Origin of the sequence: Vibrio sp. Of7-15, from assembly GCF_022347565.1 — a bacterium.
Taxonomy (GTDB): Bacteria; Pseudomonadota; Gammaproteobacteria; order Enterobacterales; family Vibrionaceae; genus NORP241.
Genome location: NZ_JAKRGH010000014.1, coordinates 35437 through 50944, shown reverse-complemented (window position 1 = coordinate 50944; position 15508 = coordinate 35437). Strand labels below are relative to the sequence as shown.

The following is a 15508-nucleotide window of genomic DNA, read 5'->3' as shown; positions in this document are numbered from 1 at the left end:
ATATTATGACCCTGTACAGCCAGCAATATCTAGATCGGGAATATCATATGTACAGACCCACTCTCCTGAGTTTTCTCGTCTCATTTTTACTGTTTTGGTTTTTGCAGCACCTTCGGAAAAGGTGATTTTAATACCTCCACTGACGGCAGAATCTAAGTCAACCATTCCTATAGGTGAGTTGATTGCACCTACAGCACTTGATGTTGAAGGAAAGGAACCATTACTGGCCATATAATCTTCGATGTTGGTTTTTAAACCACTTAGAGTGGCTATTCCCGATGATACCGCTCCTTTTTGAGCAAACTCTTGGTACTTAGGAATCGCAATTGCCGACAAAACACCAATGACCGCCACAACGATCATTAACTCGATTAAGGTAAAGCCTTTTTGTTTTTTCATTTTATCTTCTCGTAACTTATTGAAAGTTCGGGAAGCATAGAGAGGGCAAAGCGTATAAAAAAGAAGGGCGTACTGATTACGCGGTCTGTTTTGCAGCTTATCTAGGTTGTTGCATATGGCGGGAATTTATTATGCGACAGAGTTCTTAAATGAGGTGGTTTAAGTGTTAAGTTGATAAATAACAGTAAGTTATGTTGATTTTTAAATGTAAATAACGGCAGTATAGTGACTGCCGTTATTCTTAAAAATATAACGAAAGAATCGCTTTTAAGACGCTTATTTAAAGCGCATTGACAGGTCCATGGCTTTTACGTGTTTTGTTAGTGCGCCAACAGAAATGTAATCCACCCCAGTTTCTGCAAATTCACGAATGGTTTCTAGAGTGACATTTCCTGAGTTTTCTAGTGCCACGCGGCCTTTGTTTAAAGCAACGGCTTCACGCATCATTTCAGTCGTAAAGTTATCCAGCATCACAATATCGGCTCCAGCATCAATGGCTTGTTGCAGCTCTTCTAAACTTTCTGTTTCTACTTCTACTGGTTTGCCTGGGTTCAACTCTTTTGCTGTGGAGATGGCTTTTTCAATACCGCCACACGCAATGATGTGGTTTTCTTTAATAAGGTAGGCATCAAACACCCCAATACGATGATTAAAGCCGCCACCACAAGCTACTGCGTATTTTAGTGCGCTGCGTAAACCAGGTACGGTTTTGCGTGTGTCTAATAAACGGCAGTTGGTGCCCGCAATTTTTTCTGCGTAGGTTGCCGTCATTGTTGCACAGCCAGAAAGGGTTTGAATGAAGTTCATGGCGTTACGTTCACCCGTAAGTAGAATACGGGCTGGGCCTGAAATGGTGCATAATGTTTGGTTTGGTTCTACTTTTTCACCGTCGCTTACATGCCATTCAATCTTTGCTTCGCCGCCAAGTTGTTTGAATACTTCGTCTGCCCACGCTTGCCCGCAAAAAATACCGTGTTCACGAGTGATAATGGTCGCCACACTGTGGGTGTCAGCAGGGATAAGACTTGCGGTAATATCAGCACTGGCATCTAAAGTGCCACCCAGATCTTCTCGTATGGTGTCTGCAACACTGCGTGAAATCTCCAGAGGAAGTTGTTGTTTTAAGTAATCTAGGCGAGCTTGGCTGTTGTGTGTGTTTTTCATCTGTGTTTCCGTTGCAGAGGTCATCATAATAGGTTTAGTAAACAACTTTAGTTGATTAGGGAAATGATACTCGGGCTGGGCGTAGATTTCAGCTCTATTTGTTTCCCTATTGATGGATGTTAGCGTAAGCGTGATATGGGTGAGCGAAAATGATGGGATTTTTACGCATAAATGGAGCCTGTGTTAATTCTCATCACATTGTATGTACCCATTAATGATGATGAATAAATGGATAAGTTATAGAGGAATAAAATGCAGATATCTGAGAAAAGTTGGTTAGATAAGGCCAAACATGTACCGTCACCTTTTTTTGACTATCGTCCTGAGAATACACCAGTTTCTTTGTTGGTTGTACATAATATCAGTTTGCCGCCAGGGCAGTTTGGTGGTCCATACATCGAGCAGCTTTTTACTGGTAAGTTAAACCCACAAGACCATGCTTTTTTTGAGGGGATTTGTAAGTTACGTGTATCGGCTCACTGTTTAATTCGTCGAGACGGATCTATAGTTCAATTTGTGCCTTTTTGTGCTCGTGCTTGGCATGCCGGAGTGTCTCAATTTGCTGATAAACCAGGATGTAATGATTATTCTGTGGGTATCGAAATGGAGGGAACTGACTTTGTGGCGTATACCAAAGAACAGTACCATGCACTAGTGAAAGTGACGGTGGCTTTGATGGAAAAATACCCTGAAATCACCTTAGAAAGGATCACCGGACACCAGTACATTGCGCCTTCTCGTAAGACAGATCCTGGGCTTTCATTTGACTGGCGTTATTACCATTCCTTGCTGAAGCACGCTCTGTCTGCATTAGATAAGAGTTAAATATTTACATTGGTCAGACCAATTATTCATTACTCATTAGTGTTCATATCATTTCATTTTTGTTAAATTTTCTGTGCTTCCATGATTCTAATCAAGTTTGTGTTGGACATTGCTGAGTTCATCTGCTAAATTTTCGCCAAATTTAGATTGGTAATACCATTTACCACGAGCCCACTGGCTAAACGTTAAGCAGAAAAATAAGAACGAATATGGCTTATCAAAGGATCCGTCAACCCAAGCTCTCCGATGTGATTGAACAAGAATTAGAGCGCTTGATTTTAGAAGGTACGCTATCTGCTGGGCAAAAACTGCCGTCAGAGCGTGAGTTAGCGAAGCAGTTTGACGTTTCTCGTCCCTCTGTGCGTGAAGCTATCCAGCGTTTGGAAGTGAAAAAATTGCTCATTCGTCGCCAAGGTGGTGGAACGTTTGTGAGTGATACGCTGTGGAAGAGTTTTTCTGAACCGTTGCTTGATTTATTGTCAGCGCATCCAGATACCCAGCTAGATTTATTAGAGTCACGTCATGCGTTAGAAGGAATTTCTTCTTATTTTGCAGCGTTGCGTGGTACTGAAGAAGATTTTAAACGTATTTTAGATTGTCATGATCTAATTGCGAAGGCTCAGCAGCAAGGTGATTTAAAAGCAGAAGCTTCTGCGGTGATGCATTACCTAATTGCAGTGACTGAGTCGGCTCATAATGTGGTTTTACTGCATATGGTTCGCAGTTTAGCGCCATTGCTTGAGCAAAACGTATTACAAAATTTTGAACTACTGAACCGCCGCGAAGATGTGGTTGAGAAAGTAGGCAAACATCGCGCTGAGATTGTGAATGCGATTGTTTCCGGTGAGCCAGATAAGGCACGTGAAGCATCTCATGAGCACTTAGCATACATAGAGGAAACCCTGTTGGACTTGACGCGTGAAGAGAGCCGTCGTGAGCGCTCCCTTCGTCGAATTCAGCAACGCAAGGACTAGCAGATAAGCTCTGCTGCGACATTGTTAGTTTTGTAGATCCAATCAACAAAAGGATAGATCGCCATGTCTGAAGTCATGAAGAATGACGTTGACGCACTAGAAACTCAAGAGTGGCTTGCTGCTCTAGAATCAGTCGTTCGTGAAGAGGGTGTTGAACGTGCCCAATACCTATTAGAACAAGTTCTGGACAAAGCTCGTCTAGACGGTGTTGATATGCCAACAGGCATTACGAGCAACTACATCAACACGATTCCTGCAGATCAAGAACCAGCTTATCCAGGTGACACAACACTTGAGCGTCGTATTCGTTCCATCATCCGTTGGAATGCAATCATGATCGTTCTACGTGCATCTAAGAAAGACCTAGACCTAGGCGGCCACATGGCGTCTTTCCAGTCTTCTGCTGCATTCTACGAAGTATGTTTCAACCACTTCTTCCGTGCTCCAAACGAGACGGACGGTGGCGATCTAGTATACTACCAAGGTCACATCTCTCCTGGTATTTACTCTCGTGCATTCGTTGAAGGCCGTCTAACTGAAGAGCAGCTAGACAACTTCCGTCAAGAAGTAGACGGTAAAGGTATTCCATCATACCCACACCCTAAATTGATGCCTGAGTTCTGGCAGTTCCCAACAGTATCTATGGGTCTGGGTCCAATCTCTGCGATCTACCAAGCGCGTTTCCTTAAGTACCTAGACGGTCGTGGTCTGAAAGACACATCGGCACAGCGTGTTTACGCGTTCCTAGGTGACGGTGAGATGGATGAGCCAGAATCACGTGGTTCACTTTCTTTCGCTGCGCGTGAGAAGTTAGACAACCTATGTTTCCTAATCAACTGTAACCTACAGCGTCTAGATGGCCCTGTAATGGGTAACGGTAGCATCATTCAAGAGCTAGAAGGCCTATTCAAAGGTGCTGGTTGGAATGTTGTTAAAGTTATCTGGGGTAGTAACTGGGATTCACTACTTGCTAAAGATACGTCTGGTAAGCTTCTACAGCTAATGAACGAAACTGTAGACGGTGACTACCAAACATTTAAATCGAAAGATGGTGCGTACGTACGTGAGCACTTCTTCGGTAAGTACCCAGAGACAGCTGCACTAGTTGCAGACATGACTGACGATCAAATCTTCGAACTGAAGCGTGGTGGTCACGAGTCTTCTAAGCTATACGCAGCTTACAAAAATGCAGAAGAGACTAAAGGTCGTCCAACGGTAATCCTTGCTAAGACTGTTAAAGGTTACGGCATGGGTGAAGCGGCTGAAGGTAAGAACATCGCGCACCAAGTTAAGAAGATGGACATGACTCACGTACTACACCTACGTGATCGTCTAGGTCTTCAAGACATCCTAACTGACGAAGCGGTTAAAGAACTTCCGTACCTGAAACTTGAAGAAGGTTCAGCGGAATACGAATACCTTCACGCTCGTCGTAAAGCACTAAAAGGTTACACGCCACAGCGTCTACCTAAGTTCACTCAAGAGTTTAAAGTACCTGAGCTAGAAGAGTTCGCACCGCTACTAAGTGAGCAGAAGCGTGATATCTCTACAACTATGGCTTACGTTCGTACTCTTAACATCCTGCTTAAGAACAAGAACATTAGTAAGAACATCGTTCCTATCATCTGTGATGAAGCGCGTACGTTTGGTATGGAAGGTCTCTTCCGTCAGATCGGTATTTACAACCCGCACGGTCAAAACTACACGCCACAGGATCGCGATATTGTTTCTTACTACAAAGAAGCGACGTCAGGTCAGGTTCTACAAGAAGGTATCAACGAGCTAGGCTCAATGGCTTCTTGGGTTGCTGCTGCTACTTCTTACAGCACAAACGATCTGCCAATGATCCCATTCTACATCTACTACTCTATGTTCGGTTTCCAACGTGTTGGCGACATGGCGTGGATGGCTGGTGACCAACAAGCTCGTGGTTTCCTACTAGGTGCAACTGCAGGTCGTACAACACTGAACGGTGAAGGTCTACAGCACGAAGATGGCCACTCGCACATCATGGCGAACACAGTTCCTAACTGTATCTCTTACGACCCAACATTCGCGTACGAAGTAGCAGTAATCATGCAAGACGGTATTCGTCGCATGTACGGTGAGAACCAAGAGAACGTGTTCTACTACCTAACTGTAATGAACGAAAACTACGCAATGCCAGCAATGCCAGAAGGCGCTGAAGAAGGCATCCGTAAGGGTATCTACAAGCTTGAGTCTTACGCTGGTGATAAGTCTAAAGTTCAGCTAATGGGCTCTGGTACTATCATGAACGAAGTACGTAAAGCAGCGACTATCCTAAGCGAAGAGTACGGCATCGCATCTGACGTATTCTCTGTAACATCGTTCAACGAGCTAACTCGTGACGGTCAAGACGCAGAGCGTTACAACATGCTTCACCCTGAAGCGGAAGCGAAAGTACCTTACGTTGCACAAGTAATGGGTTCTGAGCCAGCTATCGCAGCGACTGACTACATGAAGAACTACTCTGAGCAAGTTCGCGCGTTCATGCCAACTGAGTCGTACAAAGTATTGGGTACAGATGGTTACGGCCGTTCTGACAGCCGTGAAAACCTACGTCGTCACTTCGAAGTTAATGCGGGCTACGTAGTGGTTGCAGCGCTAACTGAGCTAGCGAAGCGTGGTGACGTTGAGAAATCAGTAGTTGTTGAAGCGATCGCTAAGTTCGACATCGACACTGAAAAAACAAACCCACAATACGCTTAATACAGCGCTTAACTAGAAGGTAAATAAGCAATGGCAATCGAAATTAATGTACCTGACATCGGTGCGGATGAGGTTGAAGTTACTGAGATTCTTGTAAGCGTTGGCGACAAGGTTGAAGAAGAGCAGTCTCTGATCACTGTTGAAGGCGACAAAGCTTCTATGGAAGTTCCAGCGTCTCAAGCGGGTATTGTTAAAGAAATCAAAGTAGCGGAAGGCGATTCTGTTTCTACTGGTTCTCTTATCATGATTTTCGAAGCCGAGGGTGCAGCTGACGCTGCACCTGCTCCTGCGGCAGAAGCGGCTCCAGCAGCGGCTCCAGCTCCAGCAGCAGCGGCAGAGCTTAAAGAAGTTCACGTACCAGATATCGGTGGCGACGAAGTAGAAGTTACTGAAATCATGGTTGCAGTTGGCGACAGCATTGAAGAAGAGCAATCTCTTCTGACTGTTGAAGGCGACAAAGCGTCTATGGAAGTTCCGGCACCATTCGCTGGTACTCTAAAAGAGATCAAAGTAGCAGCTGGCGACAAAGTAACGACTGGCTCTCTAATCATGGTATTCGAAGTTGCAGGTTCTGGCGCTCCAGCGGCACCAGCTCAAGCGGCAGCACCAGTTGCAGCGGCTCCAGCAGCGTCTGCAGCGAAAGAAGTGAATGTTCCAGATATCGGTGGCGATGAAGTTGAAGTTACTGAAATCATGGTTGCAGTTGGCGATACAGTGGAAGAAGAGCAATCTCTAATCACTGTTGAAGGCGACAAAGCTTCTATGGAAGTTCCAGCGCCATTCGCGGGTACTGTTAAAGAAATCAAGATCGCAGCTGGCGACAAAGTGTCTACTGGCTCTCTGATCATGGTATTTGAAGTAGCGGGCGCAGCTCCAGCAGCGGCACCTGTTGCTCAAGCAGCTCCGGCAGCAGCCCCTGCTCCTGCAGCAAAAGCTGAAGCACCTAAAGCGGCAGCAGCTGCAACAGGTGATTTCCAAGAGAATAACGAGTACGCACACGCGTCTCCAGTTGTTCGTCGTCTTGCTCGTGAGTTTGGTGTAAACCTTTCTAAAGTTAAAGGTTCTGGCCGTAAGAGCCGCATCTTGAAAGAAGACGTTCAGTCTTACGTTAAAGAAGCGCTTAAGCGTCTTGAATCTGGCGCTGGTGCAGCTGCATCAGGTAAAGGTGATGGCGCTGCTCTTGGTCTACTACCATGGCCAAAAGTGGACTTCAGCAAGTTCGGTGAAACGGAAACTAAGCCTCTTTCTCGCATTAAGAAGATCTCTGGCGCTAACCTGCACCGTAACTGGGTAATGATCCCGCACGTTACACAGTGGGATAATGCAGATATCACAGCTCTTGAAGCATTCCGTAAAGAGCAAAACGCGATTGAAGCTAAGAAAGATTCTGGCATGAAGATCACTCCTCTTGTGTTCATCATGAAAGCGGTTGCTAAAGCACTTGAAGCGTTCCCTGCGTTCAACTCTTCTCTATCTGAAGACGGTGAGAACCTAATTCTTAAGAAGTACGTAAACGTAGGTATCGCTGTTGATACGCCAAACGGTCTTGTTGTTCCTGTGTTTAAAGACGTGAACAAAAAAGGCATCTACGAGCTATCTGAAGAGCTAATGGCTGTTTCTAAGAAAGCACGTGCTGGTAAGTTAACTGCTTCTGATATGCAAGGCGGTTGTTTCACAATCTCTAGCCTTGGTGGTTTAGGTGGTACAGCGTTTACTCCAATCGTAAATGCGCCAGAAGTAGGTATCTTAGGTGTATCTAAATCTGAAATGAAACCAGTATGGAACGGCAAGGACTTTGAACCTCGCCTAATGCTTCCTCTGTCACTGTCTTACGATCACCGTGTGATCGATGGTGCTGAAGGTGCACGTTTCATTACTTACTTAAATGGCTGTCTATCTGACATCCGTCGTCTAGTTTTATAATACCTTTCTTCGCTGCCTCGTTTGAAACGGGGTAGCTTTGATTGAGTCAAACTGGATAATTTAAGTACTAAACTATCGACAGTTCCTTGTTCTCTGAAGTGAGTTTACTTGGAACTGTTGTCTAGCTCACAGGCTATGTCATTTTACTTTTCAGTCTGTTAACACCTCTGTAAACTGTTGGCCGTCTGAAACTAAAAGTAGAACATTAAACATAACCTGTTAGGGATAAAAGACTTACAACGAGGTCAAGATGAGCAAAGAAATTAAAGCCCAAGTAGTGGTGCTGGGTTCAGGCCCTGCTGGTTACTCTGCGGCGTTCCGTTGCGCTGACTTAGGTCTAGATACGGTTCTGATTGAAAAGTACAGCACACTAGGTGGTGTATGTTTGAACGTGGGTTGTATCCCATCTAAAGCACTTCTTCACGTAGCTAAAGTGATCGAAGAAGCAAAAGCAATGGCGGATCACGGTGTTGTTTTTGGTGAGCCACAAACTGACATCAACAAAATCCGTGTTTGGAAAGAAAAAGTAATTAACCAATTGACTGGCGGTCTTGGCGGTATGGCTAAGATGCGTAAAGTTAACGTAGTTAACGGTTACGGTAAATTCACAGGCCCAAACAGCATTCTAGTTGAAGGCGAAGACGGTCAAACGACTGTTAACTTCGACAACGCTATCGTTGCCGCGGGCTCTCGTCCTATCGAACTGCCTTTCATCCCGCATGAAGACCCACGTATTTGGGACTCAACTGATGCACTTGAACTGAAAGAAGTTCCTGAGAAGCTGCTTGTAATGGGGGGTGGTATCATCGGCCTAGAAATGGGTACAGTATACGACTCTCTAGGCTCTCAGATCGACGTTGTTGAGATGTTTGATCAAGTGATCCCTGCTGCTGATAAAGACATCATTAAGGTGTTCACAAAACGCATTAAGAAGAAATTCAACTTGATGCTAGAAACGAAAGTAACAGCAGTTGAAGCGAAAGAAGACGGTATCTACGTTACAATGGAAGGCAAAAAAGCACCTGCTGAGCCTGTACGTTATGACGCAGTTCTTGTTGCTATTGGTCGTGTGCCAAACGGTAAGCTTCTTGATGCTGAGAAAGCAGGTATCGAAGTTGATGAGCGTGGTTTCATTAACGTAGATAAGCAAATGCGTACGAACGTACCTCACATCCACGCTATCGGTGATATCGTTGGCCAACCAATGCTTGCTCACAAAGGTGTGCATGAAGGTCACGTAGCTGCGGAAGTTATCTCTGGTAAGAAGCACTACTTCGATCCTAAAGTTATTCCTTCAATTGCTTACACTGAGCCAGAAGTGGCTTGGGTTGGTAAGACAGAAAAAGAAGCAAAAGCAGAAGGCATTAACTACGAAGTTGCTACTTTCCCATGGGCTGCTTCAGGCCGTGCAATCGCATCTGACTGCTCTGACGGTATGACGAAGATGATCTTCGACAAAGACACTCACCGTGTGATCGGTGGTGCTATCGTTGGTACTAACGGTGGTGAACTTCTAGGTGAAATCGGTCTAGCGATCGAGATGGGTTGTGATGCAGAAGATATTGCATTAACTATCCATGCTCACCCAACACTTCACGAATCGGTTGGTCTAGCAGCGGAAGTATTTGAAGGTTCAATCACTGATCTTCCAAATGCAAAAGCAGTAAAGCGTAAGTAATTACTGTTAAGCGAAAGATACAAAAAAGGTGCTGAATTCAGCACCTTTTTTATTACTTGCTAGAAATAACAGAGGCCCGGCTAGATAAGCAAAGTGGCTAAGCCTAAGAAGACAGATAAACCAATCACATCCGTGACTGTGGTGAGTGCCATTCCCCCTGCAAGAGCGGGATCAATATTCATTTTCTTCAAGAAGATAGGGATCGTGACCCCTGCTACTCCGGCAATAATCAGGTTAGCCATCATGGCTGTTGCAATGATTCCGCCTAAGATGAAGTTATCTTTCCATACCACGACCACTCCACCGATGATACACGCCCATAATAGGCCGTTGAGTAAACCAATTGCCGCTTCTTTCATAAGAAGTTCGCGTTTGTTACTGTCACCGATATGGCCAACCGCTAAACCACGGATAACAAGAGCGACGGTTTGGTTACCAGCAACGCCACCCATCGAAGGTACTATGGTCATCAGGACGGCAATAGCTGCCATTTTATCAAAGGTCGCTTCAAACATATTAGAGACCGATGCTGCGGCTAAAGCGGCTAATACGTTGACACCCAGCCAGACACTACGGCGACGAGCCGACTTGACTACGGGGGCGAAAGTATCTTCGTCATCATCCATACCCGCCATACTCATCATCGAGTGCTCAGCATCTTCTCGAATAATATCAACGACATCATCAATGGTAATACGACCAACCAGTAGATCATTTTCATCAACGACAGGAGCTGAAACCCAGTTTCGTCTTTCAAATAAGCTGGCGACTTCACCATCATCCATGTCGACAGGAATGGCTTCATCAGCGTCATCCATCACCTCACTTACCTCCACATCTGGCTGGGCGGTAAGGAGTGAAGTTAGGGGCAGGTGCCCTATTAGGCGACTCTCACTGTCGACCACATAGAGGGCGTCTGTTGCTTCTGGTAGTTCACCTTTCATACGTAAGTAGCGAAGAACCACATCAACTTCAACATCAGAGCGAATGGTGATGAAGTCGGTATTCATCATACCGCCAGCGGTTTCCTCTGGGTAGGATAGGGCGGTTTCTACTCTTAGCCGATCCGTGCTGTCCATTTGGGACAAAACTTCACGGGAGACGTCTTCTGGGAGGCTACGCAAAACATACGCAACATCGTCGGTTTCCATCCCCTCAGTGGCTTCAGCCAATTTTTCTGGCGCCATTTGGGAGACGATACCATCTTTTACATCTTCTGATAGCTCATCCAATATTTCCCCGTAATCTTCGGGGTCGGTCAGTTGCCATAAAACATCACGGCTTTTACGAGGAGAGGCTTCGAGTAGATGAGCAATGTCTTCGGGTTCCATGTCTTGTAACTGACGTCGGACATGGACAAACATCCCGTTATCGAGTGCGGTGCTGACCTCTTGTAAGGTCTGGTGGGCTTGGTCAAATTCTTGTTGTTCTGCCATAGGCTCGCCTCTTTCTACTGATGGCGCAATGGGCTGAATAGTAACGTACTTTTAAATGAGGTTTAAGAATATTTTCTTACATTTATCTTTACGGTTTTGAACAGTGTGGAGGCTATTAACTTTCTTCGTCAAACCCATCTTCGATTAGCTGACAAATTGCATGTAATGCTTGCTCGGCTTCCCGCCCTGTTGCACTGACGGTGACTTGTTGCCCTTGTGCAGATTCCAGCATTAACAGCCCCATGACACTGTCAGCCACTGCTTCTCGTTCGTCGTTACAAACGGTGATACAAGCATTGAAACTCTGTGCTAGTTCAACCAGTTTAACGGCGGCTCGGGCGTGTAATCCGAGCCTGTTTTTGATTAATAACCTTTTCTGGTGGTTGGCCATTTCAGCGTCCTTTGCTGGTTTATTGTCGCTCTAATGTCTTATGACGAATTTGTACTTGTTGGCCCTGTTTACTGAAGTATTCACCTAATTGTTGGGTAATATACACAGAGCGATGTTGACCGCCTGTGCAGCCAATCGCAACGGTTAGATAGCTGCGGTTGTTTTTTTCAAGTGCAGGCAACCAGGTTTCTAGAAAGGTCCGAATTTGCTGCTGAAGCTGAGTGACTTCGCTAAAACCGCTGAGGTATTCTTGCACTGGCGCATCTAAGCCTGTCATTGGGCGAAGGTTTGGTTCCCAGTGTGGGTTAGGCAAAAAGCGGACATCAAAGACGTAATCAGCGTCGGTCGGTAGGCCATATTTAAAGCCAAATGACTCAAAGACCATTACCAGATCTTTGGATTCCCTACCAAGAATTCTAGCCCTTAAGGTCTCACTAAGATCATGGATAGACTTAGTTGTGGTATCAATGACAAGATCCGCGCTGCCTTTTAGCTTCGTGAGTAAAGAGTTTTCTAATTCGACGGCTTGTTCCAATGAATAGTTCTTGGAATTCATGGACAGCGGGTGCAACCGGCGAGTTTCACTATAGCGCTTAACGAGCTCTTTATCGTCGGCATCTAAAAAGATGACATTAACGTCAAACTCATTTTTTAGATCGTGGAGAGTGTCTTGTATTAATGTTGGGTCTTCCGGTAAGTTGCGGATATCAATGCTTACCGCAATATTTTGGCGGCTGCCTTTGATAGAAGAAGTAAACTGAGACAGTAGATCAACAGGAAGATTGTCCACACAGTAATAGCCCAGATCTTCAAGAACACGCAAAGCAACTGACTTACCTGCACCAGAACGGCCACTGACTACCATTAATTTCATTACACGTTACCTTTAATTGGCCGTTTCTTCACTTCCGATCATGATTTGATATAGCTCTTGATCGCTGCTGGCATTGCGTAATTGGCGCAGTACGTGTTTGTCACTGAGCTTCTCAGCCATGTTGGAAAGGGTTTTTAAGTGTTGCTTACATTGTGCATCAGGCACTAATAAAGCGAAAAGGAGATCCACTGGTTGGTTATCAATGGCATCAAATTGAATTGGTTCTTCGCATTGCAGTAACACCGCTACGGCTTGATCACTGTTAAAAATACGCCCGTGAGGGATGGCGATGCCATTGCCAATACCTGTACTGCCCATCTTTTCACGATTGAGCATACACTCAAATAATTCGGTTGGGTTTTGATTGAGCTGTTTGGCGGCGACTTCACTGATGATTTCAAGAGCGCGTTTTTTGCTCGTGCATTGAACTGCACTTTTGGTGCAGTTCAATGAAAGTACGTGACTTAGTTGCATGATTAGTAGTTACTTAACTTTTCTTTATGTTTGTTTAATTGACGCACTAGTTTATCAACAAGTGTGTCAATTGCGGCATACATATTTTCAGATTCAGAGGTAGCGTGAATTTCACCTTGGTTTACGTGAAGTGTTGCTTCAGCGGTTTGTTGCAACTTTTCAACTCTGAGCACCACATGAACATTATTGATATGCTCAAAGAAACGCTCCAATTTTTGGAATTTGCTATTTACACTTTCTCTTAGTGCTGGAGTGAGTTCAATGTGGTGCCCTGTTAGGTTTATTTGCATATACATCTTCCTTCTGTTGTTCGCCTTATAATAGGCGTTTACGCTGATTAGATGGCGGTATACCTAAAGATTCACGGTACTTAGCGATAGTTCGCCTTGCTACCATTATCCCTTGCTCTGCAAGCAGTGTTGCAATTTTACTGTCACTTAATGGTTTCGCTTGGTTTTCGGCGGCAACCAGTTTCTTCACTAGAGCTCGGATCGCAGTGGATGAACATTCACCACCACTATCGGTACTCACATGGCTAGAGAAGAAGTATTTTAGCTCAAATATCCCTCGTGGGGTGTGCATGAACTTCTGAGTCGTAACTCGTGATATGGTTGACTCATGCATTTCAACGGCAAGAGCGATGTCGTTGAGAACCATTGGCTTCATGGCTTCTTCACCATACTCAAAGAAATCCTGCTGATGTTCAACAATACAGCGTGCAACTTTGAGCAGCGTCTCGTTTCTGCTTTCTAGACTTTTAATTAGCCACTTCGCATCTTGAAGGTGAGTTCGAATAAATTGCCCGTCAGCACTGTTTTTGGTGCTTTTACCAAGAGCGGCGTATTCGGCATTCACTTTCAAGCGAGGAACACTGTCTGGGTTGATACTGACGACCCATTTACCATTGTCCTTAAATACGGACACATCCGGAATGACGTACTCAGTATCGGTATTCACCACACGGTTGCCTGGCCTTGGATCTAAATCATGAATTAGCATCATGACTTGTTTTAATTCTGCTTCTTTGAGCTTAGTTTCTTTTGCTAATTGGCGATAATCACGGTTACCAAGCAGATCGATGTATTCTGTTAGGATGTGCTGTGTTTCACTCAACCAGGGGGTCTCTTTTGGATAGGTAGCAAGTTGTAGTAATAAACATTCTTGCAAGTTACGAGAGGCTACACCCAGTGGATCAAACTGTTGAACGCGTTTTAAGACGGCTTCAACTTCATCAAGCTCCACTTCTTCATTACCTAAGCTTTCTTGAATATCTTCTGTAGAGACACTTAAGTACCCCTTTTCGTCGACAGCATCAATAATCGCGGTAGCAATGGTTAAATCCGTCTCAGAGAAAGGAGTAAGTTGTACCTGCCACATCAGATAATCTTGCAAACTTTCAGTGGTTTCACCTTGGTAGACAGGCATGTCATCATCAAGCGCGATCCCTGTGCTGCCAGTGTTAGCACTGTAGACATCTTCCCATGTGGTATCGATAGGTAGGTCTTCTGCCATTTCATTTTTTTCGATGGCATCGGAGCTATCCATAGGCTCAGGTTCGCTGGTTACTTCTGCACTTGGTTCAGCGTCGTTACTATTTTCTTTATTTGTTTTGTCGTCAGCTGACGGTGCGGCAACTTCTTCTTGGTGCTCTTCTACATCAAGTAATGGGTTTGACTCGAGGGCTTCTTGGATCTCTTGCTGAAGGTCGAGAGTGGAGAGCTGAAGCAAACGAATTGCTTGCTGAAGCTGAGGTGTCATGGCCAGCTGTTGGCCTAACTTGAGTTGAAGTGATGGTTTCATGTGTAGTGTGCGTACCCTGCAATATTATTTTTATGTTATGGCGACTTACCTGTCTAATCCGATGAAAGCTGTCAATATAAAATCATTAGACAGGTAACGTTCACTTATAACTATAGCTTGAACTGGTCGCCTAAATATACTCGTTTCACATGTTCATCGTTGAGTACATCTTCTGGAGAGCCGTTTGCAATTAGATGGCCCTGACTCACGATGTAAGCATGCTCACATACGTCCAGTGTTTCACGAACATTATGATCTGTAATCAAAACACCTAGACCACGATCTCGTAAATGCTCAATGATCTTTTTGATGTCGATCACAGATATTGGATCGACGCCAGCAAAAGGTTCATCCAGTAGAATGAATTTTGGATTTGCGGCTAAAGCGCGTGCAATTTCGACTCGGCGACGCTCACCACCGGATAAAGCCATACCTAAACTGTCACGAATGTGCTGAATGTTAAATTCATCCAGTAGATCTTCGAGTTTGTCTTGGCGTTGCTCTTTTGTCAGTTCTGAGCGTGTTTGTAACACGGCCATTAGGTTGTCGTGAACAGACAGTTTTCTAAAAATAGAAGCTTCTTGTGGTAAGTAGCCAATACCCATTTTAGAGCGGTTGTGCATCGGTTGGATGCTGATGTCAGTATTATCAATGGTGATACTTCCTTCATCACGAGCGACAAGCCCAACGATCATGTAAAAAGACGTGGTTTTGCCTGCCCCATTAGGCCCGAGTAAGCCGACAATTTTTCCTGACTCAACTTGGAGGCTTACATCGGTTACGACCTTACGACCGTTATAGCTTTTTGCAAGGTGCTCTGCTTTTAATATTGCCATAGGG

At 44.9% G+C, this 15508-nt stretch carries 14 protein-coding genes; 5 read left to right on the top strand and 9 right to left on the bottom strand.

Annotation, left to right across the window (positions count from 1 at the left end; genetic code table 11):
* Positions 1-3: 3 nt before the first annotated feature.
* Both MHO82_RS14940 and nadC read right to left on the bottom strand, forming a co-directional pair.
* Positions 4-399, bottom strand: a complete 396-nt coding sequence (locus MHO82_RS14940) for a pilin (protein ID WP_239184821.1) — start codon at positions 397-399, stop codon at positions 4-6.
* A gap of 276 nt (positions 400-675) precedes the next feature.
* Positions 676-1563, bottom strand: coding sequence for a carboxylating nicotinate-nucleotide diphosphorylase (gene nadC / locus MHO82_RS14935; RefSeq protein ID WP_239184819.1), 888 nt, complete (start codon positions 1561-1563; stop codon positions 676-678).
* Between the two features lie 252 nt (positions 1564-1815).
* Between nadC and ampD the strand changes: the two genes are divergently transcribed.
* From ampD to lpdA, 5 genes are all read left to right on the top strand, one after another.
* A complete protein-coding gene (gene ampD / locus MHO82_RS14930; protein ID WP_239184817.1) occupies positions 1816-2388 on the top strand; it encodes a 1,6-anhydro-N-acetylmuramyl-L-alanine amidase AmpD in 573 nt (190 codons plus the stop codon).
* A gap of 209 nt (positions 2389-2597) precedes the next feature.
* Positions 2598-3362: a pyruvate dehydrogenase complex transcriptional repressor PdhR gene (pdhR, locus tag MHO82_RS14925; protein WP_239184815.1), complete on the top strand. Its 765-nt coding sequence runs from the start codon at positions 2598-2600 to the stop codon at positions 3360-3362.
* A gap of 63 nt (positions 3363-3425) precedes the next feature.
* The gene (gene aceE, locus MHO82_RS14920) at positions 3426-6092 is read left to right on the top strand and encodes a pyruvate dehydrogenase (acetyl-transferring), homodimeric type (protein ID WP_239184813.1); all 2667 of its coding nucleotides are present in this window, start codon (positions 3426-3428) and stop codon (positions 6090-6092) included.
* Between the two features lie 30 nt (positions 6093-6122).
* A complete protein-coding gene (aceF, locus tag MHO82_RS14915; RefSeq protein ID WP_239184811.1) occupies positions 6123-8015 on the top strand; it encodes a pyruvate dehydrogenase complex dihydrolipoyllysine-residue acetyltransferase in 1893 nt (630 codons plus the stop codon).
* Between the two features lie 250 nt (positions 8016-8265).
* A complete protein-coding gene (lpdA, locus tag MHO82_RS14910; protein WP_239184809.1) occupies positions 8266-9693 on the top strand; it encodes a dihydrolipoyl dehydrogenase in 1428 nt (475 codons plus the stop codon).
* Positions 9694-9773: 80 nt separating this feature from the next.
* Here the strand turns inward: lpdA and mgtE are convergent, their stop codons facing one another.
* From mgtE to lptB, 7 genes are all read right to left on the bottom strand, one after another.
* The gene (gene mgtE, locus MHO82_RS14905; RefSeq protein WP_239184807.1) at positions 9774-11129 is read right to left on the bottom strand and encodes a magnesium transporter; all 1356 of its coding nucleotides are present in this window, start codon (positions 11127-11129) and stop codon (positions 9774-9776) included.
* Positions 11130-11244: 115 nt separating this feature from the next.
* On the bottom strand, positions 11245-11520 hold the full coding sequence (locus MHO82_RS14900) for an HPr family phosphocarrier protein (protein ID WP_239184804.1): 276 nt from the start codon (positions 11518-11520) through the stop codon (positions 11245-11247).
* A gap of 19 nt (positions 11521-11539) precedes the next feature.
* Positions 11540-12394 (bottom strand): RNase adapter RapZ, encoded by an 855-nt coding sequence (gene rapZ / locus MHO82_RS14895; protein ID WP_239184802.1) that lies wholly within the window; start codon positions 12392-12394, stop codon positions 11540-11542.
* 12 nt (positions 12395-12406) lie between these two features.
* A complete protein-coding gene (ptsN, locus tag MHO82_RS14890; protein WP_239184799.1) occupies positions 12407-12868 on the bottom strand; it encodes a PTS IIA-like nitrogen regulatory protein PtsN in 462 nt (153 codons plus the stop codon).
* A 2-nt stretch (positions 12869-12870) separates the two neighbouring features.
* The gene (hpf, locus tag MHO82_RS14885) at positions 12871-13158 is read right to left on the bottom strand and encodes a ribosome hibernation promoting factor (protein WP_239184798.1); all 288 of its coding nucleotides are present in this window, start codon (positions 13156-13158) and stop codon (positions 12871-12873) included.
* 25 nt (positions 13159-13183) lie between these two features.
* Positions 13184-14668: an RNA polymerase factor sigma-54 gene (locus tag MHO82_RS14880; RefSeq protein WP_239184796.1), complete on the bottom strand. Its 1485-nt coding sequence runs from the start codon at positions 14666-14668 to the stop codon at positions 13184-13186.
* Positions 14669-14778: 110 nt separating this feature from the next.
* Complete coding sequence (gene lptB / locus MHO82_RS14875) at positions 14779-15504, bottom strand: LPS export ABC transporter ATP-binding protein (RefSeq protein WP_239184794.1); 726 nt, start codon at positions 15502-15504, stop codon at positions 14779-14781.
* Positions 15505-15508: the final 4 nt, after the last annotated feature.